25 protein-coding genes are annotated in these 23,724 nt (G+C 73.9%); 21 read left to right on the top strand and 4 right to left on the bottom strand.

The genetic code is table 11. The features are described from left to right. Window positions 1-147: 147 nt before the first annotated feature. From AC2RP6_RS03135 to AC2RP6_RS03090, 10 genes are all read left to right on the top strand, one after another. Complete coding sequence (locus tag AC2RP6_RS03135; RefSeq protein WP_486444687.1) at window positions 148-333, top strand: hypothetical protein; 186 nt, start codon at window positions 148-150, stop codon at window positions 331-333. A 139-nt stretch (window positions 334-472) separates the two neighbouring features. Further along, window positions 473-754, top strand: coding sequence for a hypothetical protein (locus AC2RP6_RS03130; RefSeq protein ID WP_486444686.1), 282 nt, complete (start codon window positions 473-475; stop codon window positions 752-754). A 117-nt stretch (window positions 755-871) separates the two neighbouring features. Beyond that, entirely contained in the window at window positions 872-1,630 is a 759-nt protein-coding gene (locus tag AC2RP6_RS03125) for a hypothetical protein (protein ID WP_486444685.1), read from the top strand. Between the two features lie 141 nt (window positions 1,631-1,771). Continuing rightward, entirely contained in the window at window positions 1,772-2,887 is a 1,116-nt protein-coding gene (locus tag AC2RP6_RS03120; RefSeq protein WP_486444684.1) for an LLM class flavin-dependent oxidoreductase, read from the top strand. Continuing rightward, a complete protein-coding gene (locus AC2RP6_RS03115) occupies window positions 2,884-3,561 on the top strand; it encodes a CE1759 family FMN reductase (protein WP_486444683.1) in 678 nt (225 codons plus the stop codon). The genes AC2RP6_RS03120 and AC2RP6_RS03115 overlap by 4 nt, the downstream gene beginning before the upstream one ends. A 153-nt stretch (window positions 3,562-3,714) precedes the next feature. Continuing rightward, on the top strand, window positions 3,715-5,166 hold the full coding sequence (locus AC2RP6_RS03110; RefSeq protein WP_486444682.1) for an MFS transporter: 1,452 nt from the start codon (window positions 3,715-3,717) through the stop codon (window positions 5,164-5,166). A gap of 82 nt (window positions 5,167-5,248) precedes the next feature. Further along, window positions 5,249-5,689, top strand: coding sequence for an SRPBCC family protein (locus tag AC2RP6_RS03105; RefSeq protein WP_486444681.1), 441 nt, complete (start codon window positions 5,249-5,251; stop codon window positions 5,687-5,689). Window positions 5,690-5,748: 59 nt separating this feature from the next. Further along, window positions 5,749-6,375: an ABC transporter permease gene (locus tag AC2RP6_RS03100; RefSeq protein ID WP_486444680.1), complete on the top strand. Its 627-nt coding sequence runs from the start codon at window positions 5,749-5,751 to the stop codon at window positions 6,373-6,375. A gap of 165 nt (window positions 6,376-6,540) precedes the next feature. Further along, window positions 6,541-7,785 (top strand): M20 metallopeptidase family protein, encoded by a 1,245-nt coding sequence (locus AC2RP6_RS03095; RefSeq protein WP_486444679.1) that lies wholly within the window; start codon window positions 6,541-6,543, stop codon window positions 7,783-7,785. Window positions 7,786-7,838: 53 nt separating this feature from the next. Further along, the gene (locus tag AC2RP6_RS03090; protein ID WP_486444678.1) at window positions 7,839-8,192 is read left to right on the top strand and encodes a VOC family protein; all 354 of its coding nucleotides are present in this window, start codon (window positions 7,839-7,841) and stop codon (window positions 8,190-8,192) included. A gap of 24 nt (window positions 8,193-8,216) precedes the next feature. Here AC2RP6_RS03090 and AC2RP6_RS03085 read toward each other — a convergent pair whose 3' ends face one another. Next, window positions 8,217-9,431 (bottom strand): hypothetical protein, encoded by a 1,215-nt coding sequence (locus AC2RP6_RS03085; protein WP_486444677.1) that lies wholly within the window; start codon window positions 9,429-9,431, stop codon window positions 8,217-8,219. 242 nt (window positions 9,432-9,673) lie between these two features. Between AC2RP6_RS03085 and AC2RP6_RS03080 the strand changes: the two genes are divergently transcribed. The 6 genes from AC2RP6_RS03080 (at window position 9,674) to AC2RP6_RS03055 (ending at window position 16,243) form a co-directional block, all read left to right on the top strand. Continuing rightward, window positions 9,674-12,238 carry a molybdopterin-dependent oxidoreductase gene (locus tag AC2RP6_RS03080; RefSeq protein WP_486444676.1) on the top strand — a complete coding sequence of 855 codons (2,565 nt, stop codon included), beginning with the start codon at window positions 9,674-9,676 and terminating at the stop codon, window positions 12,236-12,238. Next, window positions 12,235-13,206: an FAD binding domain-containing protein gene (locus AC2RP6_RS03075; protein ID WP_486444675.1), complete on the top strand. Its 972-nt coding sequence runs from the start codon at window positions 12,235-12,237 to the stop codon at window positions 13,204-13,206. The genes AC2RP6_RS03080 and AC2RP6_RS03075 overlap by 4 nt, the downstream gene beginning before the upstream one ends. A 262-nt stretch (window positions 13,207-13,468) precedes the next feature. Beyond that, a complete protein-coding gene (locus AC2RP6_RS03070) occupies window positions 13,469-14,194 on the top strand; it encodes a ribosome-inactivating family protein (RefSeq protein ID WP_486444674.1) in 726 nt (241 codons plus the stop codon). Beyond that, a complete protein-coding gene (locus AC2RP6_RS03065; protein WP_486444673.1) occupies window positions 14,191-15,015 on the top strand; it encodes a hypothetical protein in 825 nt (274 codons plus the stop codon). The genes AC2RP6_RS03070 and AC2RP6_RS03065 overlap by 4 nt, the downstream gene beginning before the upstream one ends. Continuing rightward, a complete protein-coding gene (locus tag AC2RP6_RS03060; RefSeq protein WP_486444672.1) occupies window positions 15,012-15,776 on the top strand; it encodes a class F sortase in 765 nt (254 codons plus the stop codon). Before AC2RP6_RS03065 ends, AC2RP6_RS03060 begins: the two co-directional genes overlap by 4 nt. Window positions 15,777-15,949: 173 nt before the next feature. Continuing rightward, window positions 15,950-16,243 carry a WhiB family transcriptional regulator gene (locus AC2RP6_RS03055; protein ID WP_486444671.1) on the top strand — a complete coding sequence of 98 codons (294 nt, stop codon included), beginning with the start codon at window positions 15,950-15,952 and terminating at the stop codon, window positions 16,241-16,243. Window positions 16,244-16,252: 9 nt separating this feature from the next. On the opposite strand, the gene AC2RP6_RS03050 is transcribed toward AC2RP6_RS03055, so the two are convergent. Then, window positions 16,253-16,543 carry a hypothetical protein gene (locus tag AC2RP6_RS03050; RefSeq protein ID WP_486444670.1) on the bottom strand — a complete coding sequence of 97 codons (291 nt, stop codon included), beginning with the start codon at window positions 16,541-16,543 and terminating at the stop codon, window positions 16,253-16,255. Here AC2RP6_RS03050 and AC2RP6_RS03045 point away from each other — a divergent pair. From AC2RP6_RS03045 to AC2RP6_RS03025, 5 genes are all read left to right on the top strand, one after another. Next, window positions 16,531-17,271, top strand: coding sequence for a GNAT family N-acetyltransferase (locus AC2RP6_RS03045; RefSeq protein WP_486444669.1), 741 nt, complete (start codon window positions 16,531-16,533; stop codon window positions 17,269-17,271). The genes AC2RP6_RS03050 and AC2RP6_RS03045 overlap by 13 nt on opposite strands. Window positions 17,272-17,550: 279 nt before the next feature. Beyond that, on the top strand, window positions 17,551-18,078 hold the full coding sequence (locus tag AC2RP6_RS03040; protein ID WP_486444668.1) for a DoxX family protein: 528 nt from the start codon (window positions 17,551-17,553) through the stop codon (window positions 18,076-18,078). 66 nt (window positions 18,079-18,144) lie between these two features. After that, window positions 18,145-18,747 (top strand): TIGR03086 family metal-binding protein, encoded by a 603-nt coding sequence (locus AC2RP6_RS03035; protein WP_486444667.1) that lies wholly within the window; start codon window positions 18,145-18,147, stop codon window positions 18,745-18,747. 66 nt (window positions 18,748-18,813) lie between these two features. Next, window positions 18,814-20,196 carry a mycothione reductase gene (locus AC2RP6_RS03030; RefSeq protein ID WP_486444666.1) on the top strand — a complete coding sequence of 461 codons (1,383 nt, stop codon included), beginning with the start codon at window positions 18,814-18,816 and terminating at the stop codon, window positions 20,194-20,196. Window positions 20,197-20,294: 98 nt separating this feature from the next. Further along, complete coding sequence (locus AC2RP6_RS03025; protein ID WP_486444665.1) at window positions 20,295-20,735, top strand: VOC family protein; 441 nt, start codon at window positions 20,295-20,297, stop codon at window positions 20,733-20,735. Window positions 20,736-20,828: 93 nt separating this feature from the next. Here AC2RP6_RS03025 and AC2RP6_RS03020 read toward each other — a convergent pair whose 3' ends face one another. Both AC2RP6_RS03020 and AC2RP6_RS03015 read right to left on the bottom strand, forming a co-directional pair. Continuing rightward, window positions 20,829-21,020: a hypothetical protein gene (locus tag AC2RP6_RS03020; protein ID WP_486444664.1), complete on the bottom strand. Its 192-nt coding sequence runs from the start codon at window positions 21,018-21,020 to the stop codon at window positions 20,829-20,831. Between the two features lie 178 nt (window positions 21,021-21,198). Next, the gene (locus tag AC2RP6_RS03015; protein ID WP_486444663.1) at window positions 21,199-23,685 is read right to left on the bottom strand and encodes an ABC transporter substrate-binding protein; all 2,487 of its coding nucleotides are present in this window, start codon (window positions 23,683-23,685) and stop codon (window positions 21,199-21,201) included. Window positions 23,686-23,724 lie beyond the last annotated feature (39 nt).

Raw genomic sequence — 23,724 nt, 5'->3', positions numbered from 1 at the left:
GCTGCGCCAACCCGGCACCGTCTCGCGGACCCGGGCCCGGGGACGCCCGGGGGAGGACCGTACCCGGGCTACGGTCGGGCGACCGGCCGGGCCCGTCACCCGCCGGGCCGGGTCTCCTCGACGCCACGACCGGAACAGGAGCAGTCGTTGCTTCTCTACGCCCAGACCCCCGCGCGGCGGAACCGCCAGATCCTCGCCGACCTGATCGCGGTGCTCCTGATCGCCGCCGCGGTGACGTTCGCCCTGGCCGTGCACGACGCGATCATGCTGCTGGCCGAGCCGGGACGGAAGGTGGAGAAGCTCCGGCGACAGCCTCGCCGCGGCCCTCGATGACGCCGGGGAGACGGCCTCCCGGGTTCCGCTCGTCGGGGACCTCCTGAGGACCCCGTTCCGCTCGGCCGCCGACGCCGGCACGGGGCTCGCCGACGCCGGCCAGTCCCTCCAGGACGTCGTCGGCCAGGTCGCCTTCCTGGTGGCCCTCGCCCTGATCGTGGTCCCCGTGGCCTGTGTGCTCCTGCTGTGGCTGCCCCTCCGCCTGCGCTGGATCCGTCGCAGCGCCACCCTCCGGAGCCTGCTCACCGCGCCCGGCGGCGCGGACCTGCTCGCTCTGCGCGCCCTCACCGGACCGCCGGGCGACCTCTCCGCGGTCCCCGCCCCGCCCGGGGGTCTCGCCGACGCCTGGCGCCGCGGGGACCCGCAGGCGATCTCCGCCCTGTCGGAGATCGCCCTCCGGCGAGCCGGCCTGCGGCCCTGACGGCGGGAGCCGGCCCGCGCGGGGGCGGGCCGCCCGCACACCGTTCGGCGGTGACGGCGGCGGTCTGGAAGGATCAAGGCCTACGGTGCCCTTGATCGCTGTGATGAGGAGGATCTGATGAGCGTGGCCGACGGGGGGCGGCAGTGGCCGGACGAGGTCAGCGTCGAGAACGCGAGGGCGACCCTGCTGCAGCTCCTTGCCCGGGCGGGGGTCCCGTCCGATGACGCGCGGCAGCTGATCGGCCTCCTGGAGGCGGGCGCACTGGCGCTCGCGCACGAGGAGCTGAGCGCGGACACCGCCCCGCCCGGGGACGCGCCGGGCGACGGGGGCGCGCCGGGGGACAAGGGTGAGCCCTACGCGTCCGGCCGGCTCGACGGCGCCCGGGACGTGCTGGAGGCGCTCGGTGCCGTCGCCGAGCGGACCCTGGTACGGGCCGTCGGCGCGGAGGGCGAGCAGGGCGCGGCGGGGGAGCGGTCCCGGGCCAGGCGTATGGAGGTGGAACGGGCACGAGTGGCGGTCACCCCCCTGTACCTGTCGTTCACCGCGGTCTCCGAGCTGGACCCGGAGGTGACGGACGAGGTCCTCGGCGCCGTCCTCGGCACCATGACCCCCCGGCAGCGGGCGGGGTACGCGGGGCGGCTGACGGAGTTCGCCGCGGACCACCGGGCCCGGCTGGAGCGGATGTTCGCCGGGTACGGCCCGGACAGCGCCATCACGATGCACGGCCGCTACTCGCTCCTGCACTCCGCCACGAGCATCGCCGTGCTGGAACGGCTCGCCGCCGCACCGCGGGAGCTGCGCGAGGAGTGGGATGCCGTGGAGCTGCCGCCCGCGTGGCTGGACGGGCTCACCACCGCCTGGAACGCTCCCGCCTGACCGCCGCCCGCCCGGTCACCGCCGCCCGGTCCGTCCACCACCGGGCGCGGCCGGCATGCCCGCACCCTTTCGGGAATACCGCGGTCGCACCCCTCGTTCCCGGGTATAGTTGAATCGTAAACAACCTTGGGAAGGGGAGTCATGCAGTTCGGAATCTTCACCGTCGGTGACGTCACGGCCGATCCGACGACCGGACGCGTGCCCAGCGAGCACGAGCGCATCAAGGCGATGCTCGCCATCGCGCAGAAGGCCGAAGAGGTGGGCCTCGACGTCTTCGCCACCGGCGAGCATCACAACCCGCCGTTCGTCCCCTCCTCGCCGACGACCATGCTGGGCTACGTCGCCGCACGCACCGAGAAACTGATCCTGTCGACCTCGACCACGCTGATCACCACGAACGACCCGGTGAAGATCGCCGAGGACTTCGCGATGCTCCAGCACGTGGCGGACGGCCGCGTCGACGTGATGATGGGCCGCGGCAACACCGGACCGGTCTACCCCTGGTTCGGCAAGGACATCCGCGACGGCATAGACCTGGCCGTCGAGAACTACGCGCTCCTGCGCCGCCTCTGGGACGAGGACGTCGTCACCTGGAAGGGCAAGTTCCGCACGCCGCTGCAGTCCTTCACCTCCACCCCCCGCCCCCTCGACGGCGTCGCCCCCTTCGTCTGGCACGGCTCCATCCGCTCGCCCGAGATCGCCGAACAGGCCGCGTACTACGGCGACGGCTTCTTCCACAACAACATCTTCTGGCCCGCCTCCCACACCGAGCAGATGGTGAACCTCTACCGCCGGCGGTACGCCCACTACGGACACGGCACCCCCGAGCAGGCCATCGTCGGCCTCGGCGGTCAGGTGTTCATGCGCAAGAACTCCCAGGACGCGGTGCGGGAGTTCCGCCCGTACTTCGACAACGCGCCCGTCTACGGCCACGGCCCGTCCCTGGAGGAGTTCACCTCCCAGACGCCGCTGACCGTCGGCTCGCCCCAGCAGGTCATCGAGCGGACCCTGTCCTTCCGGGACTACGTGGGCGACTACCAGCGCCAGCTGTTCCTGATGGACCACGCGGGCCTTCCCCTGAAGACCGTCCTGGAACAGCTCGACCTGCTCGGCGAAGAGGTCGTACCGGTGCTGCGCAAGGAGTTCGCGAACCTGCGCGCGGCCGGTGTGCCCGACGCACCGACGCACTCCGCGCGTGTGTCGGCGGCGGCGGAACAGGATGCGGCCAAGGACCAGGAGCAGGTGACGCAGGCATGAAGATCGTCGTCGTATCGGCCGGGCTGAGCTCGCCCTCCTCCACGCGGCTGCTCGCCGACCGGCTCGCCGCCGCGACCCTGGAGCGCCTCCCTGCCGAGACCGAAGTCATCGAACTGAGGGACCTGGCGACGGAGATCGCCCAGCACTTCGTCACCGGGTTCCCCTCCGCCCGCCTGGCCGCCGCGCTCGACGCCGTGGCGGCCGCGGACGGCCTGATCGCCGTGACGCCGGTGTTCGCGGCGTCGTACAGCGGCCTGTTCAAGTCCTTCTTCGACGTCATCGACAAGGACGCCCTCACCGGAAAGCCGGTGCTCCTGGGCGCGACCGGCGGCACGGCCCGGCACTCCCTGGTCACCGAACACGCCCTGCGCCCCCTCTTCACCCACCTGCGCGCGCTCGTCCTGCCGACCGCCGTGTACGCGGCCTCCGAGGACTGGGGCGAGGCAGGACTGGCGCAGCGGATCGCACGCGCGGGCGGTGAGCTGGCGCGCTTCGTGACCGCCGCCGTCCCGGACACCGCAGCCACCGGCCGGGGAACCGCCGCCGTCGACACCGACACCGCCGCGGCGATCGCCCCCCGTTCGCCGACCGGCGCGATCACGTCGGTGGACCCGGCGGACGGCTTCGTGACGGTGCCCTTCGAACAGCGGCTGGCCGCGCTGCGCGTCCCGTAACCCCAGCGCTCCACGCCCGGCGCCCACCGCCGCGCGGAAGCCGATCCCGCCTCCGCGCCGCGAACACGCGCGAGCAGGTGCGGACAGGACTGGACAGTCAACGCCCCCGCCGGGCATGGAAAGTGGACACCGCCCGGCGTGAGGCTGTCCGCCATGAACCTTGGACGTACGAAGGACGGCCCGCTCGCTCCGGCCACCCCGGCCACCCCGGCCATCCCACCCCGCACGGGGCCCGCGCTCGCGGCGCTCGCCGCGGCGCAGTTCACCGTGATGCTGGCCACCTCCATCGTGAACGTGGCGCTGCCGCAGATCCGCGCCGGGGTGGGCCTGTCGGACGGCGGGACCACCTGGGTCGTGAACGCCTACGGACTGGCGTTCGGAGCGCTGCTCCTCGCCGGAGGCCGCGCGGCCGACCTCCTCGGCCGTCGCCCCGTGCTGATCGCGGGCCTGGCCGTGTTCGCGGGCGCATCCCTGGCCGCGGGACTGGCCGCCACCCCCGGCGTGATGATCACCGCCCGCGCAGTGCAGGGACTCGGCGCCGCCGTCATCGCCCCGGCCGCCCTCGCCCTGGCCATGGACCTCTTCCCGCCCGGCCCCGGGCGCGGCAGAGCACTCGGGGTGTGGGGAGCGGTGTCCGGCGCGGGCGGCGCGGTGGGCGTCCTGCTGGGCGGCGTCCTCACCCAGGCGTGGGGCTGGCCCTGGGTGTTCCACGTCGCGGCCCTCGGGGCACTGCTTGTCCTCGCCGCCGTGGCGGCGTTCGTACCCCGCGCCGCCGGCCGGCGGCCCGGGCGTTTCGACCTGCTGGGCACCGCCACCGTCACCCTCGCCCTGACCTGCCTGGTCTGGGCCCTGACCAGTGCGCGCACGCTCGGCTGGACGAACGCGGCGGTCCTCGGTGCCCTCCTCGCCGCAGGCGTGCTGTGCGTGGCCTTCGCCCTCATCGAACGCAGCCGGCCCGACGCGCTCATGCCACCACGGCTGTTCACCACGGGCCGGGTCGCCGCGGGCAACGTCCTGATGGCGCTGCTGGGTTCCGTATGGATCGCACTGTTCTTCTTCCTGCCGCTCTACCAGCAACAGGTCCTCGGAATGAGCCCCTTGGCCACCGGCGCGGGCCAACTCCCGCTCGCCGTCGCCAACATGCTCGGAGCCGTGGCGGCACCCCCGATCTCCCGGCGCGTCGGGGCCACCGCCACCGTGATCGGAGCCCTGCTCACCGAGGCCGCCGGCATGCTGTGGCTGTCACGCATGAGCCCCGACGGGAGCTACCTCGGGGACGTCCTCGGCCCGAGCGTCCTGGTCGGCCTCGGTCTGAGCATCGCCTTCGTGCAGCTCACCGCACTCGCCGTGGACGGCGTGCCCCGGCATGACACGGGCCTGGCGGGCGGCCTGGTGAACACCACCCGGCAGGTCGGCGGCGCGATCGGTCTCGCCGCCCTCGCCACCCTGGCCGGCTCCGTCACCGCCCACGCGTCCGGCCACCAGCCCCACCTCGAAGCGCTCACCGCCGGCTACCGCACCGCGTTCGCCGTCTCCGCCGTGATCCTGGCCGCGTCCGCGCTGCTCGCCCTGCCGCTGACCCGCCCGGCCCGCCGCACCCCCTGACCCGGACCCCACCCCCGACCCGTTCCCGCAACCGCACCGCACCGCACCGCACCGAATCAAACCGAACCGAACAGGACGCCTCATGCACACCATCGACACCACCGCCCCGGTCGTCGTCGGCCTCACCACGCAGATCGACGCCCCTCTCGCCGCCGTCTGGTCGCTGCACACCGACGTCGACGCCTGGTCGGCCTGGAACACCGGCGTCGACCAGGCCCGCGCCGACGGCCCGATGGCCGTCGGTACCAGCTTCACCTGGCTGACCCACGGGATGAGCATCACCTCCACCGTCCGCGAACTCGTCCCCGGCAAGCGGATCGTCTGGGACGGGACCGTCCAGGGCATCGTCGGCATCCACGCCTGGACCTTCGACCGGACCGACGCCGGAGTCGTCGTCCACACCGAGGAGTCCTGGAGCGGAGAACCGGTCGACGCCGCCGTCGACGAACTCACCGCAGCCCTGCGCACCTCCCTCCAGAGCTGGCTCGACTGCCTCAAGGCCCGCGCCGAGCAGCCCGTCTGACCCCCACCGGGCTCCCCCCGCCCGCGGCACCCCCCTCACCCCTCCCGGAGGCCTCCACCGTGACCAGTACCGCCACCCTCGCGCCCGCCGAGACCGGCGCCCCCGCCACCACCCGCAGACAGCGCGAAGTCGACAACCGTGCGGCGTACGCCAGCTTCGGACTCGCCTACGTGCTGGGCCACGGCGCAGCCGCGGCGTCCCACGGCGAAACGCCCGTGCTCGGCCTGCCCGGCTGGCTCCCCACGGCGCTCCTCGGCGCCGGACTCGTGACCGGCATCGCCCTGGCCACCACGGCGGCGTTGCGGTCCCAACGCGGCGCCACCGCACCGGAGGTCCTCTCCGGCAAGCTGCTCGGCACCGCATGGATCGCCGCCTTCACCGCCCTGGCCCTCGCCATCACCGGCCTGACCGCCGTACTCGACGCACCGGAACTCCAGTCCGTCCTGTGGCCCGCCGGATCCGGCGTCATCGTCGGCCTGCTCTACCTCGCCGAAGGCGCCGTACGCGGCAACGTGCTGCACTACGGCCTCGGCGTCTGGCTCGCCCTGACCTCCGCCGCGGCCCTCTCGTTCGACGCCCCCGGCCTCTACTGGGTCCTCACCGTCGCGGGCGGCGGAGCCTACGCCCTCGCCACCGCCCTCGAAGCCCGCCGCCTGCGCACCTTCGAAGACGCCCCGCCCGCCTGACCGCGCCCCGGGGCGTGCCCCTGACCCCGAGGCCCCTCCACCCCCCGGGAGGGGCCTCGGACCGTCCCCTCCGACGCGCCGGGAGCCGTACGCCGCCGTGGCGGAGGGGACGCGCGGCACCATGGGCAGCAGACCCGTACGCCCCTACGTACGTAAGGAGGCACCGTGCACGCCGATCCGCCGGCCGGCGACGCCCCCGCCGCCTTCCAGGGGCTGCTCGCCGACGCACGCGCCGCCCTGCCCGGCCTCGTGGCCCTGCGCCGCACTGTCCACCGCCACCCCGAAACGGGCACGCACCTGCCCCGCACCCAGCAGTCCGTCCTTGCCGCACTCGACGGGCTCGGACTGGACATCGCCACCGGCACCCGCCTGAGTTCCGTCACCGCCCGCCTCGACGGCACCGGGCACGGCCCCACGATCCTGCTGCGCGCCGACATGGACGCGCTGCCCCTGACCGAAGCGACCGGTCTCGACTTCGCCTCCACCGTGCCCGGCACCATGCACGCCTGCGGGCACGACCTCCACACCGCCATGCTCGTCGGAGCGGCCCGGCTGCTCGCGGCCCGCCGCTCACAGCTGGCCGGCGACGTCGTCCTGATGTTCCAGCCCGCGGAGGAATCCGGCGGCGGCGCCCGGCACATGATCGACGAAGGGGTACTGGAGACCCGCGGCGGCGGCCGTGTCGCGGCCGCCTTCGCCCTGCACGTCACCACCCGTTTCGCCGCCGGCACCCTCCATCTGCGGCCCGGCCCCACCTTCGCCGCCTCCGACGGGCTGCACGTGACCGTACGCGGCCGCGGCGGTCACGCCTCCGCCCCGCACCGGGCACTGGATCCCGTCCCCGTCGCCTGCGAGATCGTCCAAGCCCTCCAGACCATGGTCACGCGCACCCTCGACGTCTTCGATCCGGCCGTGGTCACCGTCGCCTCGATCCACGCCGGCACCACGACCAACGTCATCCCCGAAACCGCCGAGATCCACGGCACCTTCCGCACCCTCACCCCCGCCACCCGGCAACGGGTCCGCGAGGGCATCACCCGTGTCGCCCGGCACGTCGCCGCCGCCCACGGCGCACACGCCGAGGTCTCGCTGACCGAGGGCTACCCGCCCGTCGTCAACGACCCCGCCCGCACGACGGCCCTCCACGACACCGCGGCCGCGCTCCTCGGTCCCGGCCGGGTCCACCACCTGCCCGAACCGATCATGGGCGCGGAGGACTTCTCGTACGTCCTGCGCCGAGTGCCCGGCGCGATGGCCTTCCTCGGCGCGTGCCCGCCCGGCATCCCGCCGGCCCAGGCCCCCGACATCCACTCCGACCGCGTCGTCTTCGAGGAGGACGCCATGGCCACCGGAGCCGCCGTCCTCGCTGCCGCGGCCCTGCACACCGGTCCCTTCCCCGACACCCCCTGACCCCAGGGCCGCAGTGATGGCCCGCCCCGGCGCAGGGCTGGCAGGATGGCCTCATGGAACGCGTGCTGGGAATCGGCGGATACTTCCTGCGGGCCACCGACCCCGCGGCCCTGACCGCCTGGTACCGCGACTGCCTGGGCCTCGACTCCGACGAGCACGGCCTGTGGCACCCGCAGTCCGGACCGACGGTCTTCGCCGCCTTCGAGTCCGGGACCGACTACTTCGGCGCCCGCACCCAGCGGACCATGCTCAACTTCCGGGTGCGCGACCTGGACGCGATGCTCGCCCAACTGCGCGCCAAGGGCGCCGACGTCGCCGCGGAGACCCAGGACATGGACGGCGTCGGCCGCTTCGGCTGGGTCACCGACCCCGAGGGCAACCGCATCGAACTGTGGCAGCCCGCCTGACCGGCCCCCCGGCCCCCGGCGCCCTCAGTCCTGCCAGTAGAACAGCAGCGTGCTGACGTCGAGCGGCTCGCGCGCCCCGAAGTAGTAGACGCCGAGCCCCGTCACCCGGACCGCCCCCGTGGCCCCGTCGATCCAGCGGAAGCCGGCCGCCTCCAGGGCGGCGCGCGCGGCCGGGTCGTCCTCGTGGTCGCCCGCGAACGGCCCCAGCGTGCTGATGAACACCTCGCTCCGGCCGCCCTCGCCGTAACCGATCACGTGGTACGTCCCGTCGCCCTGACGGTGGGCCCGCCCGCACGAGAGCGGGGGACGCGGCATCAGCCCCGCCGCGGTCAGCGCCGCTGTCGCCAGCGCCAGTTGCCGCTCCTCGTCCGGCGGCTGCGGCGGCTCCGTGCACAGGGCCTCGATCCGCCAGCGCGGATCGCTCTGCTTCTCGCACTCGTGCCCGTACGCGTGGACGATCGCCCGGCGCAGCTCCTCGTCCAGGCCCTCCACCTCCAAGCGCGGGCGCCCCAGCGCCTCGTACACGGCACGGGTCCGCGCCCCGTCACCGGTCAGCCGGTGCAGCGCGTACGCCGCCCACAGCGCCGCGTCGGGAGTGGGGGCCCCGGCGAGGTAGGCACCGATCCGGTCCGGGCAGGTCAGCAGCGACTGCGCGAGGTGCGCCACCGCCGGGTCCGGGTCGGCGAGCGCGTCGACGACGTCCCCGCCGGCCCGGTCCCGGATGCGCACGGCCGCCGCCCGGTCCTCCGGCCGCCCGTCCGCGAGGCCGGCGAGCACCGCCTCCGCCCCGTACCGGGCCACGAGCGCCTCCAGCCCGGCGTCACCCACTTCCCGCCGGGTCCACCAATGGCTGAACGCGAGCGTCGCCAACTCGGGCGCCGCCGTGAGGTCCCCCAGAGCCCCTCGCGCCCCGAGGACCGCCTCCCGCATGCCGTACGCCTCCTCACCGCGCCGGTCCTCGTGCCGCAGCCAGGGCAGCAGCTCGGCCCGGTCCGACAGCACGCCCAGCAGCGCCTTGCGGACCGTCCCGCTGTCCCCGGTGTCGCGCAGGCACGCGAGCAGCTCACCCAGCCGCCCCTGCGGCACCCGGCCCGCCAGCGCCTCCAGGCAGGCTCTCCGGCGCCACCACGGTTCCGCACGGTCGACGGCGCAGCGCGCCAGCCGGTCGGCGTCGTACGCCCGCAGCCCGACCGCGTCGATCCGGCCGGCCTCGGGCGTGAGGGTCTTGATGTTCGGCATCCCGGGATGCTACTTCGCGGCCCGCCGCACCCGGCAGCGGATTACGGAGTACCACGAACGGAGCATCCCGCCGCACGCCTCCGGGCGGCGGCCGACGCGCCTCCTGCACCCCGGGGGGCGGGCCGGCGCCCGCGATCGGCCGCGCACCGGACTGCACCCGCCCCGGGCACGGGTTATCAAGGAGCGTGACGGTGAGCGTGAGGCCCCGGCGGTCACCACCCCACGACTGAGGAGTACGTCTCGTGGAGTTCGAGGTCAATGGCGCCCGCCGCACGGTCGACGTGGACGGCGACCCGGCCGCCGTGGAAGTGGTGCGCGACCGGCTGGGACTGACCGGCACCAAGCTGGTCTGCGCGGGCGGAGTCTGCGGAGCCTGCACGATCCAGGTCGACGGCGAGCCCCGGGTGTCCTGCCTGACCCCCGCCGCCCGGCTGGCCGGACGGCGGGTGACGACCGTGGAGGGCCTGGCCGGCCACCCCGTGACACGCGCCTTCGCGGGCGAGGACGCCCTCCAGTGCGGCTACTGCACCCCGGGGTTCGTGGTCGAGGCCGCCGCCTTCGTCGACCGGTGGCGCGCCGAACACGGCCCCACCCGGCCCGGCCGCGAGCAGATCGCGGAAGCCCTGTCCGGCCACCTCTGCCGCTGCGGCGCCTACGAGGGGATCCACCGGGCCGTGGCCGCGGCCTGCGCCGGCGACTACGACACCACCCCGACCGGACGCGACGCGCCGGCCGTCCCGCGCGCCGAAGCGCCGGAGAAGGCCGCCGGAGCGGCCCGTTACACCACGGACCTGCGCCCCGAAGGCCTGCTGGAGGGCGTGATCATCCGCTCCCCGCACGCCCACGCGCGCGTCCGCTCCCTCGAAGCCGGCGACCTGCCCTTCGTCCCCCTGCTTCCCCCCGACGGCATCGTCCGGTACGTCGGGCAGCCCGTCGCCGCCGTCGCCGCGACCGACCGCGCCGCCGCCCGGGCCGCCGCCGAACGCGTCACCGTGGACTACGAGGTGCTCCCGGCCGCCCTGGACCCCGGCCGGGCCCGCACCGGCGAAGGGCCCCTGGTCCACGAGGACAAGGCGGCACGCAAGCGCGCCCCCGGCTCCGGCGAGACCCCCCAGCTGGTGCCCGCCCGATGGCGCGGGAACCTGCGCGGCCCGTCCGCCATGAGCAAACGCCCCGCCGCGGCCGTACGCCGCATCCAGGAAGCCCGCGCCACCTCCCCGGAACGGGTCGTGGAAGGGGTGTTCACCACCGCCGCCCAGACCCACACCCCCCTCGAACCGCACGCCTGCCTCGCCCACTGGGCCGGGGACACCCTCCACATCCAGGTGTCCACGCAGTCGGTCAAACGCGTGGCCGAACTCGCCGCCGAACGCTTCGGCGTACCCCCCGAACGGGTCGTGGCGCGGGCCGTCCACGTGGGCGGCGGCTTCGGCTGCAAGATGGGCCTGACCTCCGACGTCGTCGCCGCCGTCGAGCTGGCCCGGCTGCACGCCGCCCCGGTCCGCGTCGTCCTGGACCGCGACGAGGAACTCACCGACGGCGGCTACCGGCCCGGCACCCGGGTCCGCCTGGCGATGGCCGCGGACGCCTCCGGAGACCTGAGCGCGCTGGCCATCGACGCGGACCACGACGGCGGGATCTCGGTGGGCGGCTCCGTGGCCGCACTCGCCCGGTTCATGTACGGCAAAGCCCCCCGCCGGCTCCGCGACTTCGACACCCTCACCCACCGGCCGCCCGGCGCCCCGTTCCGCGGCCCCGGCGGACCCACCCTGTGCTGGGCCCTGGAACAGGCCGTCGACGAGATGGCCCACCGCCTCGGCCAGGACCCCGTCGCCCTGCGCCGCCGCTGGGACGGCAACCCCAAACGGCAGGCCCTGTACGAGCGGGCCGCCGCCCTGCCGGTCTGGTCGGGCCGGCGCGGCGGCACCGGCCGCTTCCGCCGGGGCGTCGGCGTGGCGGCCGCCAACTGGCTGTACTTCCTCGACCCCGTCACCGAAGTCGAACTCGCCGTCGAGGACGGCACCGTCGTCGCCCGCTGCGCCGTCCAGGACATGGGCACCGGCTCGCGCACCGTGCTGCGCCGCGCCGTCGCCGAGGCCCTCGGCCTGCCCGAGGCGAGGGTGCGCGCCGACATCGGCCGCAGCGACACCGTCCACGGCCCCGTCTCCGGCGGCAGCCGCACCACCCCCTCCCTCGTGCCCGCCGCCGTGGACGCCGCCGCCCGGCTGCGCGACGCGCTCGGCGGATCCGACGTCGCCGCCCGCCTCGACGCGGCACACGGCGTACGGGTGACCGGCCGCCGCCCCCGCGACCGACGGGGCTTCGTCACCCCCTTCACCCTGGGCGGCATCGCCGTCGGCCGCGGCTTCACCGGGTCGGTGCAGGTCGCCGAGGTCGAGGTCGACACCCGGCTCGGCCGGATCCGCCCGCTCAGCGTCTGGAGCGGCATCGCCGCCGGACGCATCCACGAGGACCGGCTGGCCCGCGGCCAGTGCGAGGGGGCCGTCGTCCAGGGCATCGGCTACGCACTCTTCGAGGAACGCCGCGCCGACCCCGTCACCGGCCGGGTGCTGACCGAGAACCTGGAGGACTACCGCATCCCGGGCATCGGCGACACCCCCGAGATCACCGTCCACTTCCACCAGGAGGGCTTCGAGCACGTCCCCGGCGGCGGAGTAGGACTCGGCGAGATCGCCACCCTGCCCACCGCGGCGTGCCTGGCCAACGCCGTCCACGACGCCACCGGCTGGCGCCCGTACGACATGCCCATCCGCCCCGACCGGCTCCTGGAAGGACTGCGTACGTGAGCACCGAGCCCGACCTCACCGATCTCTCGGCCGCCGTACGCGCCCGCGGCGGCGAACTGCGCGCCGGTGGCACCGACACCGGCGCCCGGCAGCGCAGCGGCGTGTCCACCGGACCGTTCACCGACCTCGACGGCAGCGCCGACCTGCACGGCAGCAGGCCGCTGCCCGGCGGTGGGCTGCGGATCGGCGCCCTGACCACCCTCGCCGCGCTGGCCGCCGATCCACGGGTACGGGCGGGCTGGCCGGCCCTCGCCGTGTCCGCCGGAAGCGCGGCCACCCCGCAGATCCGCGCCGCCGGCACCCTCGGCGGCAACCTGCTCCAGCGCAACCGCTGCTGGTACTACCGCAACCCGCACGTCAGCTGCCTGCAGAAGGGCGGAGCCGGCTGCCCCGCGCGGGAGGGCGACCACCACTTCGGCGTGGTCGGCGGAGGCGGCCCCTGCATCGCCCCGCACCCGTCCACCCTGGCGATGGCCCTGCTCACCTACGACGCCGAGGCCGAGATCCACGGCGAATCGCCGCGCCCCGTGGCCGACTTGTACGGCGACGGGGACCGGCTCCACCATGCCGACCACCTGCTGGCGCCCGACCGGATCCTCACCGCGGTCCGGCTGCCCGCACCGCTGCCCGGCGAACGCGCCGCCTACCACCGGGCCACCAGCCGGGCCCACGCCGAGTGGCCCCTGGTCGAGGCCACGGCCCGGCTCTCGCTCGACGGGGCCACCGTCACGCACGCCGCCGTGGCCGCGGGAGGCGTGGCGCGCGTCCCGCTGCGGCTGCCCGAGGTGGAGGCGGAGCTGATCGGCCGCGAGGCCACCCCCGGGACCCTGGCCGCGGCCGCCGCGACCGTACTGGACCGCTGCCGGCCGCTGCCGCAGACCGGCTACAAGACCACGCTGTTCCGCGACACCGTCCTGGACGTCCTCGAACGGGCGGCCGGGACGGCCGCCGCCGGACCGGCGCGCTGACCACATCCCACCCGCCCCGGCCGGGCGCTGATTTCTTAGCAACAGAGGCCAACTATTGGTCCGTTCACCGCCGGGCGGACTACAAAGGTCGAGACCGAACCGAAACCGAAACCGGCGATGGGGACCACGTCACCCGCCGGTGATCGGAAAGATGTCGAAGGCGGTGGATGCGCGTGCGTGAGTACAGCGAGGTCGAACCGATTCCGTACAGATTACTGACGAGGAGTCCGGGTCCCGGCTCCTCCACCTGATGCAGGCGGCCATGCTGAAACCCGTGTCGTTTTCCTCGGCGTACGCATCGGTGGACGAGTATCGGCTCCTGACGTCGGCCATCCGGTCGAGAGCGGCAGATGCTCACGGTCTTTTCAGCATGGCCGGCCCGGGGGGAGCGGAGGAAACCCACCTCCCCCTCCGCATTCAACTGCGAGGCCTGTTCATCGAGCTCTACATCGAGCTCCGCCCGCACGCCGCGGGCCCCCGCATCACCGGATTCCGCAACACCTTCGAGAACGGGCAGGCGCCGCCCGAGGCCTACGTCCGCCACGTGCGGGACGCGGCCCCGCCACCCGGCATCCGCCGCACCCAGGAACTGCCGTTCGGCGGCCGGCGCCGCGACCTGGAGACGGCCGCGGGCGTGCGGAGTCCGGAAATTGCGCTGGGACGCCGCCCGCTGGGCGACGCGGTCATGCGGCTGCACCGGAACCGTGACCCGAAATCCACCGCGCACGGAATGCTCGTGCTCTCGGTGATGCTCTGCGACGCCGCCCGATTCCCCGCCCTGGCCGATGCCATGTCACGCATCTGGATGACCGGGGGAAGGCTGCCGGACGCTGTGGGCGCCGGAAAATCCTCAGAATCTCCAAACAGACACCAATCCAAAGGCGTTGGGGCGCCGAAGAAGGAACGAGGCCCTCTCCGGGGGCTCGTTTCGACCCCGTACGATCTGCGATTCCCTTCCCGGGGATCAACGGAACAGGAGCGAATGTGATAGTCAAGCGTGCCGGTCGCAACGTGGTTCTCGCCGCCGTACCCGCCGCCGTGTTCCTGACCCTCGGTCTTTCCGGACCAGCTCTCGCGGAGGGCGCCAAGGCGTACCAGATCGACCTGGCGCAGCTGAACGACTCGGGCTCCCGCGGCACGGTCATGCTCAGCCTCAAGGGGAACCAGCTGACCGTGCAGATCGAGGCGGAGGGCATGGTGCCCGGATCGCCGTCGGCGCAGCACCTGCACGGCTCGACGAAGGGACACGACTTCAAGTGCCCGGACGCGACCGACGACACCAACCGCGACGGAGTCCTCAGCAACACCGAGGCCACCCACGACTACGGTGACATCAACATCTCGCTCACCACGGCGGGCGACACCAAGGCCACCAGTGGTCTCGCCGTGGACCGCATGCCCGTCGCCGACAAGAAGGGCAAGATCTCCTACAAGCGGACCATCACCGTCGGCCAGGACGTCGTCGACCACATCAAGGACCTGCACGTCGTCCAGCACGGCATCGACCGCAACAAGAACGGCAAGTACGACTTCGAAGGCGCCGGCAAGAGCGAACTCGACCCCAAGCTGCCCCAGGAGGCCACGGCCCCGACCAACTGCGGAGAGGTCAAGGGCGCGGCCGTGGGATCCATCCCGGTCGGAGCCATCGAGACCGGCGGCGGCTCCCTCGAGAACGCCTCCGTACAGGTGACGATGCGCGACGGCGTGGCGATCACCGTGCTCGCCGTCGCGGCCGGCGCGGTCGCCCTCACGCGCAAGCGGGCCTCCGCCGTCCCCGTCCGCCAGAACAACACCGGGGGCGGCGCGTGACACGGACACCCGCACCCGTCACGGCCACCCCGTCCGCCGGGACCCCCCGCCGCACCGCACGCCGCACCGTACGCCCGGTGGCCGCCGCGGCCCTCGCCGCGCTGCTCCTCGCCGGCTGCGCGGGCCAGGACGCGGCGAAGCCCGCCGCCCCACCGGGGCAGGCCGGGCAGGCCGGGGCGGGCGCCGCCGCCCCCGCCGGGCAGCCCGCCGGCGGCGACCCCGCGGCCCCCGCGGACGGAACGCAGAGCGGTACGGCAGGGAGCACCGGTGGTACCGGCGCCGGAGCGGGCCGGGCCGAACAGGCCCTCGCCCGGTCGGAGCCGCAGAAGATCACCATCCCGTCCCTGAACCTGACCAGCACGCTGGAGACGCTGCGGCAGAACGCCGACGGCACCATGCAGACCCCGAAGGACCCCGCGCTCGCGGGCTGGTACGAGCCGGGACCGACGCCCGGCTCCCAGGGACCGGCCGTGATCGCAGGACACGTCACGTGGAACGGAGCATCCGCGGTGTTCGAGAAGCTCAAGACGATGAAGGGCGGTGACACCATCAAGGTGACCCGCAAGGACGGCAAGACGGTCACCTTCACGGTGGACCGGGTCAGCGAGTACCCGAAGGCGCAATTCCCCACACTGGAGGTCTACAAGAACCTCGACCACGCGGGCCTGCGCCTGGTGACCTGCGGCGGCGACTTCGACCCCAAGAAGCACTACTACGACAGCAACGTGGTGGTCTTCGCCCGCATGACGGGCGCCGCGTAGCAGCGCGCCGCGCAGCGTCGCCGGGCGGGCGACGCCGAGAGACGTCCGTCGGCCGCACACCCCCCACTGCGGCCGGCGGACCCCGTTCGGGGACGGACCGGGACGCACGTTTCATCCGCCGGATCGTGAGCAGGCGAGCCATCGTCATCACCATCCCACGGAAGGAGCAAGCAATGTCCGACGTGTCGCGACTCCCGGGCCTGGCCGAGCACCACTGGGCGTGGCAGGCGGAAGCGGCCTGCCGGGGCCTGGGTTCGCGCAAGTTCTTCCACCCGGCGGGGGAGCGCGGTGACGACCGCGCCGCCCGCGACCGGGCGGCCAAGGAGATATGCGCCGGCTGCCCGGTGCGGGCCGAGTGCCTGCGGCACGCGCTGAACACCGGGGAGGCGTACGGAGTGTGGGGCGGGCTCACCACGGAGGAACGCCGCGCCCACGCGGCCCGCAGCACCGTGGGCGCGGTGGCCTGACGGCGGACCTCAGGGAAGGCCGGCGCTCAGGGGCAGGCGTGCGCCGGCGCGCACGGAGTTGATCACCGCCTCGTGCAGGGAGCGGCTCGCCTCCTCACTGGGGCACGGGACGGGGCTCCCCGCGAGCGGGAGCCAGTCGGACGCCCCGCTGTACTGCACCGTGACGTACGCCAGGTGTTCGATCTCGGTCCACGTGGTGTGGATGTCGAGCTCACCGGTGAGGACGGGGCCCGACTCGCCGGTCATGACTCCGTCCCGGCCGGCGAAGATCCCGCAGGTGGTCCACGATGCCCAGCTCATCCGGCCTCCTCGCCGCACTGCGGACTGCACGCAGCGCACTGAACGCTGCCTCGTCGTCCTGCCAGTGTGAACGCCCCGGGCCTTCCGCGCCCTGCGGAGCGGGATGTTTCGCCGCGGCGGCGACCGAACCCGCAGGTAAACCGGGTGCGAGGGCCCTGACGGGGCACGTAGTGTCGGCCCGCCCCCCGCTGGGGGCGACGGCCAGAACGCGACTCCGGACGGACCCGACGGGTATGCACCTTCTTCCCTTTTCCGCAGCTCACGCCGCCCTGGTGGCCGACTGGCCCACCTCGGCCGACGAGGTCGCCCAGTGGTGCGGCCGCCAGGACTTCCCCCTGCCCGCACAGACGGTCACCGACTGGCAGCGCGACACCGACGTCCAGGCCCACGTCCTCGTCGACGGCGAGCAGGTCCTCGGTTACGGAGAGCTGTGGTTCGACGCCGACGAGGACGAGGTCGAGCTGGCCCGGCTCATCGTGGCGCCCGACGCCCGGGGCGAGGGCCGCGGCCGGATACTGGTACGGGAGCTGCTGGCCCGCGCCGTCGCGGCGGGCCACGCCGACGTCTTCCTGCGCGTGCACCCGGACAACGCGAGGGCCTTGCGCTGCTACCGCGGCGCCGGCTTCGCGCCCGTGGACCCGGCCCTCGCACAGGTCTGGAACGAACCGCAGCCGGTCGCCTACGTATGGCTCCAGGCGTCACCTGACGACCAGACGACGTCTCCGTGACCACGCGCCTGCCAGCGGGCGAGCGGACGGCGTCCCTCACCGCAGAGCACCGGCACCGCGTCGCGAACGGCTCCCGCTGACGACGCGCCGGACGCACGGCGGAGCGCCGGTGGGAGAGCGCCGGTGGCCGAGCGCCGCACGGACCGCGCACGCGCTGCTCCGCTGGGCGGTCGCCCTTTCGGCGGACCTGCCCGCGGCCACGGGGTCACCACCGCCCCGGCGGGGGACGGATGTCGTCGCCGTGCACGACCGCGGGCCACTGCCTCCAGGGAGACTTCGATGAGCTGCATCAACCGACGCGACCTCGCGCTACTGGCGCTCCGGGCCGGAACCGGAGCGGTGCTCATGGCGCACGGCACCCAGAAACTCTTCGGGTGGTTCGGCGGCGCCGGCCTCGACAAGACGGCGGCCGCGATGGAACACATGGGCTACACCCCCGGCCGGCGGAGCGCCCTGGCCGCGGGACTCGGCGAGACCGGGGGAGGGGCGTTGCTCGTCCTGGGCCTGGCCACCCCGGCGGCGGGCGCCGCGGCCGCCGGAGCCATGGCCGGCGCCGTGGCCGTCCACGCCCCCGCCGGCTTCTTCGCCCAGGGCGGCGGGTTCGAGTACCCGGCCTTCCTCGGATTCACCGCCGCCGCCATCGGCCTCGCCGGGGCCGGCCGCTACTCGCTGGACCACGCCACCGGCCACACCTTCGACCAGCGGTGGACGCTCGCCCTGGCCTTCGCCGCCAGTGCCGCTGCGGCGGCAGCCGTCGTCGCGAAGCGCGCACAGGGCCGGGCGGACGACGACCAGCATGAGGAGTGAACGACCGTCGTCGCCCGGCCGGCGGACGACCGGGCGCACACCCCCCATCGCCCGGAGGAGCCGCAGATGACCGGTAGGACGATGTTGGACCTCGGAGCACAGACCCGGGCCGTGGCCCGTATCGCGGCAGGCGTCCCGGACGCCCGCCTGGACGACCCGACGCCCTGCCCCGACTACACGGTCCGGGTCCTCCTCGTCCACCTGACCGGCCTGGCCGTCGCCTTCCGCGACGCCGCACGCAAGGACCTGGGCCCCACCACGGACACCGCCCCGGACCCGGAAGCGACCCCGCTGCCCGCCGACTGGCGCGAGGAACTGCCCAGGGTCCTCGACGAACTGGCCGGGGCCTGGCGGGACCCGGCCGCCTGGACGGGCATGACCCGCGCGGGCAGCGTCGACCTGCCCGGCGACGTCGCGGGAGCCGTCGCCGTCGACGAACTGGTCGTCCACGGCTGGGACCTGGCCCGGGCCACCGGCCAGGAGTACGCACCCGACCAGCCCGCGCTCCGCGCCGCGTACGACTTCCTGCTGGCCGCCGCCGAGGACGAGACCCGCGGCGGCGGCATCTTCGGCCCGATCGTGCCCGTACCGGACGACGCCCCGCTCCTGGACCGCGCCATCGGGCTGAGCGGACGCGACCCGGCCTGGACCCCGCCCGCGTCCCCGTGACGCGGGCCGGCGGCCGCCGCGTGCCGTGCACGGGTACGCCCGCCCTGCGGGGGTACGTTCCGCCGCATGCGAACCCATGATCTCGTGATCGTCGGGGCGGGCTCCGGCAACGCCGTCGTCGACGAGCGCTTCTCGCACCTGGACGTGGCCGTCATCGACGAGGGGCCGTTCGGCGGCACCTGCCTCAACCGCGGGTGCATCCCCAGCAAGATGCTCGTGCACGTCGCGGACCTCGCCGACACGGTCCGCGACGCCGACCGGTTCGGCGTGCAGGCCCGGCCGGGCCGGGTGGACTGGCCCGCCGTCCGAGAACGGGTCTTCGGACGACTGGACCGGGAAGCCGCCGAGGGGGAGCAGGGACGCCGCAGCTCCCCGAACATCGACGTCTACAAAGGGCGCGCCCGCTTCACCGCAGACCGGACCCTGACCGTCGGCACGGGCGCCGACAGCGTCACGGTGCGCGGTGAGCAGATCGTCGTGGCCGTCGGCAGCCGCCCGGCCGTACCGCCGCCCGTCCGGGACAGCGGACTGCCCTACGAAACCTCCGACACGGTGATGCGACTGGACCGCCCACCGCGGCACCTCGCGGTGCTCGGCGGCGGCTACATCGCCGCCGAACTCGCCCACGTCCTGCACGCGGCGGGCAGCCGCATCACGATCGTCGAGCAGGAGGACACGCTGCTCTCCGCCCAGGACGAGACGGTCGCCGCCGCGTACACCGCCCTCGCCGCGGAGCGCTACGACGTGCGCACGGGCACGGCGCTCACCGGCGTCGAGGGCGAACCGGGACGGCTGCGCCTGATCCTCGACGACGGCCCGGCCGTCGAGGCGGACACCCTGCTCGTGGCGGTCGGACGCACCCCGAACAGCGACCGGATCGACGCCGGCCGGGCCGGGATCGACCTGCACGACGACGGCCGGATCGTCGTGGACGCCACCCAGCGAACCAGCGCGGACGGGGTGTTCGCCCTCGGAGACGTGTGCACGCCCTTCCCCCTCAAGCACGTGGCGAACCGCGAGGCCCAGGTCGTCGCGCACAACCTGCTCCACCCCGGTACCCCCGTCGAAACCTCTCACGAGGCCGTCCCCGCAGCGGTGTTCACCCGCCCCCAGATCGCACAGGTCGGCAGGACCGAGCAGCAGTGCCGGCAGGAAGGACTCGACTACGCCGTCTCCGTACGCCGCTTCGCCGACACCGCCTACGGATGGGCCCTGGAGGACACCACGGGCTTCTGCAAGGTACTGGCGGACCGCCGCACCGGGCTGCTGCTCGGCGCCCACGTCCTGGGCCCGCAGGCCGCGAGCCTCATCCAGCCGCTGGTGGTCGCCATGAGCCTCGGCATCAAGGCCGCCGACCTCGCCCGTACCCCCCTGTGGATCCACCCCGCGCCCACCGAGGTGGTCTCCAACGCCCTCCGCGACCTCGACCTCGGCGAACCCGAGGAGTAGGAGCGGCGACACTCCCGGGCGTCGAAACCGCGACACCGGCTCCGTCCCTGGGATACCCCTACCGGGACACGCACTGCGAGACGCAGAAGGAGCACCCCGTGACGATCCAGCGGATGGACAACGTGGCCGTCGTCGTCGACGACCTGGAGGCCGCCATCGCCTTCTTCACCGACCTCGGCATGGAACTGGAAGGCGAGGCGGAGATCGAAGGGGTCTGGGCGGACCGGACGGTCGGCCTCGACGGGGTCCGCAGCGCCATCGCGATGATGCGCACCCCCGACGGCCACGGCAAACTGGAGCTGACCAAGTTCCACACCCCGGCCGCGATCACCACCGGCCCGCTCGCCCCGCCCCCCAACACCCTGGGCCTGCACCGCGTCATGTTCGCGGTCGACGACATCGACGACACCATCGCCCGCCTGCGCCCCCACGGCGCGGAACTCCTCGGAGAGGTGGCGCAGTACGAGGACGTCTACCGCCTCTGCAACCTCCGCGGCCCGGCGGGCATCATCGTCGCCCTGGCCGAACGCATCGGCTAGCGCACGTCCCGCACGGAGAGTGGCTTCCGCGAGTTCGGACGGCTTGCCGGCACCGTTCGCCGAGTTCCCTGCTGCCCTCCACGACGAACGGTCTCAGCGGTCGGCGTCGACGGAGTCCGGCGCCTTCTGGATCGGATGCACGACGACCTGCTGCTTTTCCGCCGTCCACTCGGCCTCCCGGCCGAGTTCCACCGCGGCGGCGACGAGCCGATCCGCATCGAGGCGGCGAGAGCCGTCATCGGCCGGGTCCTCCTCCATCACCGCCTCGGTGACGGGAACGGACACGTAGGCCTCCTCCACCGTCGTGCGCTGCAAACGAACCTAGATCGAGTAACTCGCCATGGTCTCCCCCTGCATGATCGCTACGGATTGCCGGCCGGCAGAGGCAAACTACCGGCCGGGTCATGCCGTCGGCCACGACAGCGATGCCTCCAGCGGACGGCCGTCGCACGGTGCCCGCGCGTCAGCGGGCGGTGGTCGACCCGTTCCGGGCCGGTGACCAGCTGCCGCCGCTGACCGTGTACACGGTCAGCCGGCGGTTGACGGTGTCACCGTTCGCGTCGAAGGCGACCCGCCCCGTGACACCGTCGAACGCCAGTCCCGCCACCGCCTGCGGCAGCTTCGCCCGGGCATCGTCGGGGACGGTGCCGCCGTTGGCCGCCGCCACGGCCTTCACCGCCTCGATGAGCGACCACGTAGCGTCGTACGCGTAGGGGCCGTACCAGCCGGCCGCCTCCGGGTAGCCCGCCTTCTGGTACCGGGCGAGGAAGTCCCGCCCCGCGGCCGATTCCTCGGCCGGTCCGCCGATGCTGGTCGCGAGGTCCCCCTCGGCCTTCGGGTTCGACGCGGGGTACTGCTGGTCGAAGATGCCGTCGCCGCCCATCAGGGGGACGTTCACCCCGGCCTGCTTGAGCTGCTGCGAGATCGGCGCTGCGGTGTCGTAGTAGCCGCCGAAGTACACGGCGTCGGCTCCGGACGACTTCACCCTCAGGGCGAGCCCCTCGAAGGCCCGTTCCGCGGGATCGACCTGCTCGGTACCGACGACGGTCCCGCCGAGCTTCGTGAACTCGGCCGCGAAACGGGAGCTGAGCGCCGTGCCGTGGGCGCCCGCGTCGTCCACCACGTACAGCTTGGTCTTCTTCGCCTCGCCGTGCAGGTAGCGGGCGGCGTACGGCCCCTGGTCCACGTCCGTGGCGACGGTGCGGAAGTAGGTGGAGTACGGGCGCGACGTGCTGCCCGCGGCCCAGCCGGTCCCGAGGCTCAGCACGGGATCGGTGTTGCCCGGCGAGACGACGGCCATGTCCGCCTGCGCGAGCGGTGGCACCAAGGTCTTGGCGACACCGGAGTTGAGGGGCCCGACGACCCCCAGGACCTTCTCGTCGGACACGAACCGGGCGGCGTTCGAGGCACCCTTGGCCGGATCGGCCGCGTCGTCCAGCGCCTTGATCTCGAAGGTCACGCCGGGGACGTGCCCGGATGCGTTGGCGGTCCTGGCGGCCAGGTCGGCGGCGTTCTTGATGCCGACGCCCATCGAGGACATCCCGCCGCTGAGCGGTGCGTCCACGCCGATCACCACCGTGACGGAGGAGGCGGGCGCACCGCCGCCGGACGCCTTGCCACCGCCGCCGGTGTCATCGCCCTGGGTGAGGGTCCAGGTCAGGACGGAGCCCGTGGCGAGGGTGGCCAGCACCGCGCCCAGGACCACCGAGCGGCGGCTGATGCCACGACCACGGCCGGGGGCCGTTCCCCGCGTCCCGTGTACGACCGGGGGCTCGGCGGGGGCCTCCGGCACGGGCCGCCGGGTCGGCCGGTCCGGTACCGGGCGCGGCGGCGTGCCGGCACCACCGGGCCCGGAGTCGAGGACCGTGGGCGTGGGTGCGGGCGTAGGTGCGGGCGTCGACGGCGTCGTCGACGGAGCCCGGTCCGGTACGCGCTCCGGCGCCTGCTCCGGCTCCGGGTCCTTCACCGTCACCGGCTCCGGCTCCGGCTCCGATGCCTGTTCGCCCGCCGGAACCGACGGCGTCCTCGGGTCGGGCGGGGGCGTGCGACCGGAATCGGGTCCGGCATCCGGTCCTGTATTCGGCCCGCGCTCCTGCCCGGTGGGCGCGTCCGGCAGGGCCGGGGAGGAGGACCGCAGCACCGACGCCAGCATGTCGGCCGCTTCCGCGGCCTCCACGCGCTGTTCCGGGTCCTTGGTCAGCAGCGCGTCCAGCACGGATGCCAACGGGCCGGCGTGGACCGGCTGCCGGTGCGGGCGCGTGAACACGGCCACGGCCAGGGCGTGCAGACCCTCCGCGTCGAACGGCGGCCGCCCTTCGACGGCGTGGTAGAGGGTGGCACCGAGCGCCCACAGGTCGTTCGCAGGGGTCGGACGCTTGCCCTCCAACTGCTCCGGCGACATGTACTGGGGCGTGCCGATGACGGTGCCGCTGTGGCTGAGCCTGGTCGTGGCGTCCGCGAGGTGGGCGATGCCGAAGTCCGTGAGGACGACACGGTCCTTGGTCAGGAGCACGTTGTCCGGCTTGAGGTCGCGGTGGACGATCCGCGCCGCGTGCGCCTCGGCCAGCGCGTCGAGCAGGGCGGCGCCGATCTCCGCCACCCGCTGGACGGGCAGCCGGCCCCGGGCGCGGATGGCGGCGGCCAGCGACTGCCCGCGGACCAACTCCATGACGATGACGGGGGCGCCGTCGTGCTCGACGACGTCGTGGATGGTGATGATGCCGGGGTGGCTGAGCGTGACCGCCGCCCGGGCCTCGCCGATGAACCGCCGCAGCAGCGCGGCACGGTCGTCGTCGTCCAGCCCTGGCGGAAAGAGGATCTCCTTCACGGCGACCTCGCGCCCGAAGAGGTGCTGGTCGACGCCACGCCACACCCGGCCCATACCGCCCTGGCCGATGCGTTCGACCAGCTGGTACCGGCCGGCGATGAGTGCGGGATTCTGCTCGGTCACGCGCACACTCTAGATCCTGTTGAGCCGATCAGGTGACGG

The sequence above is a fragment of the Streptomyces sp. WAC03905 genome (assembly GCF_057371075.1).
This window is presented reverse-complemented; position numbering and strand designations above follow the sequence as displayed.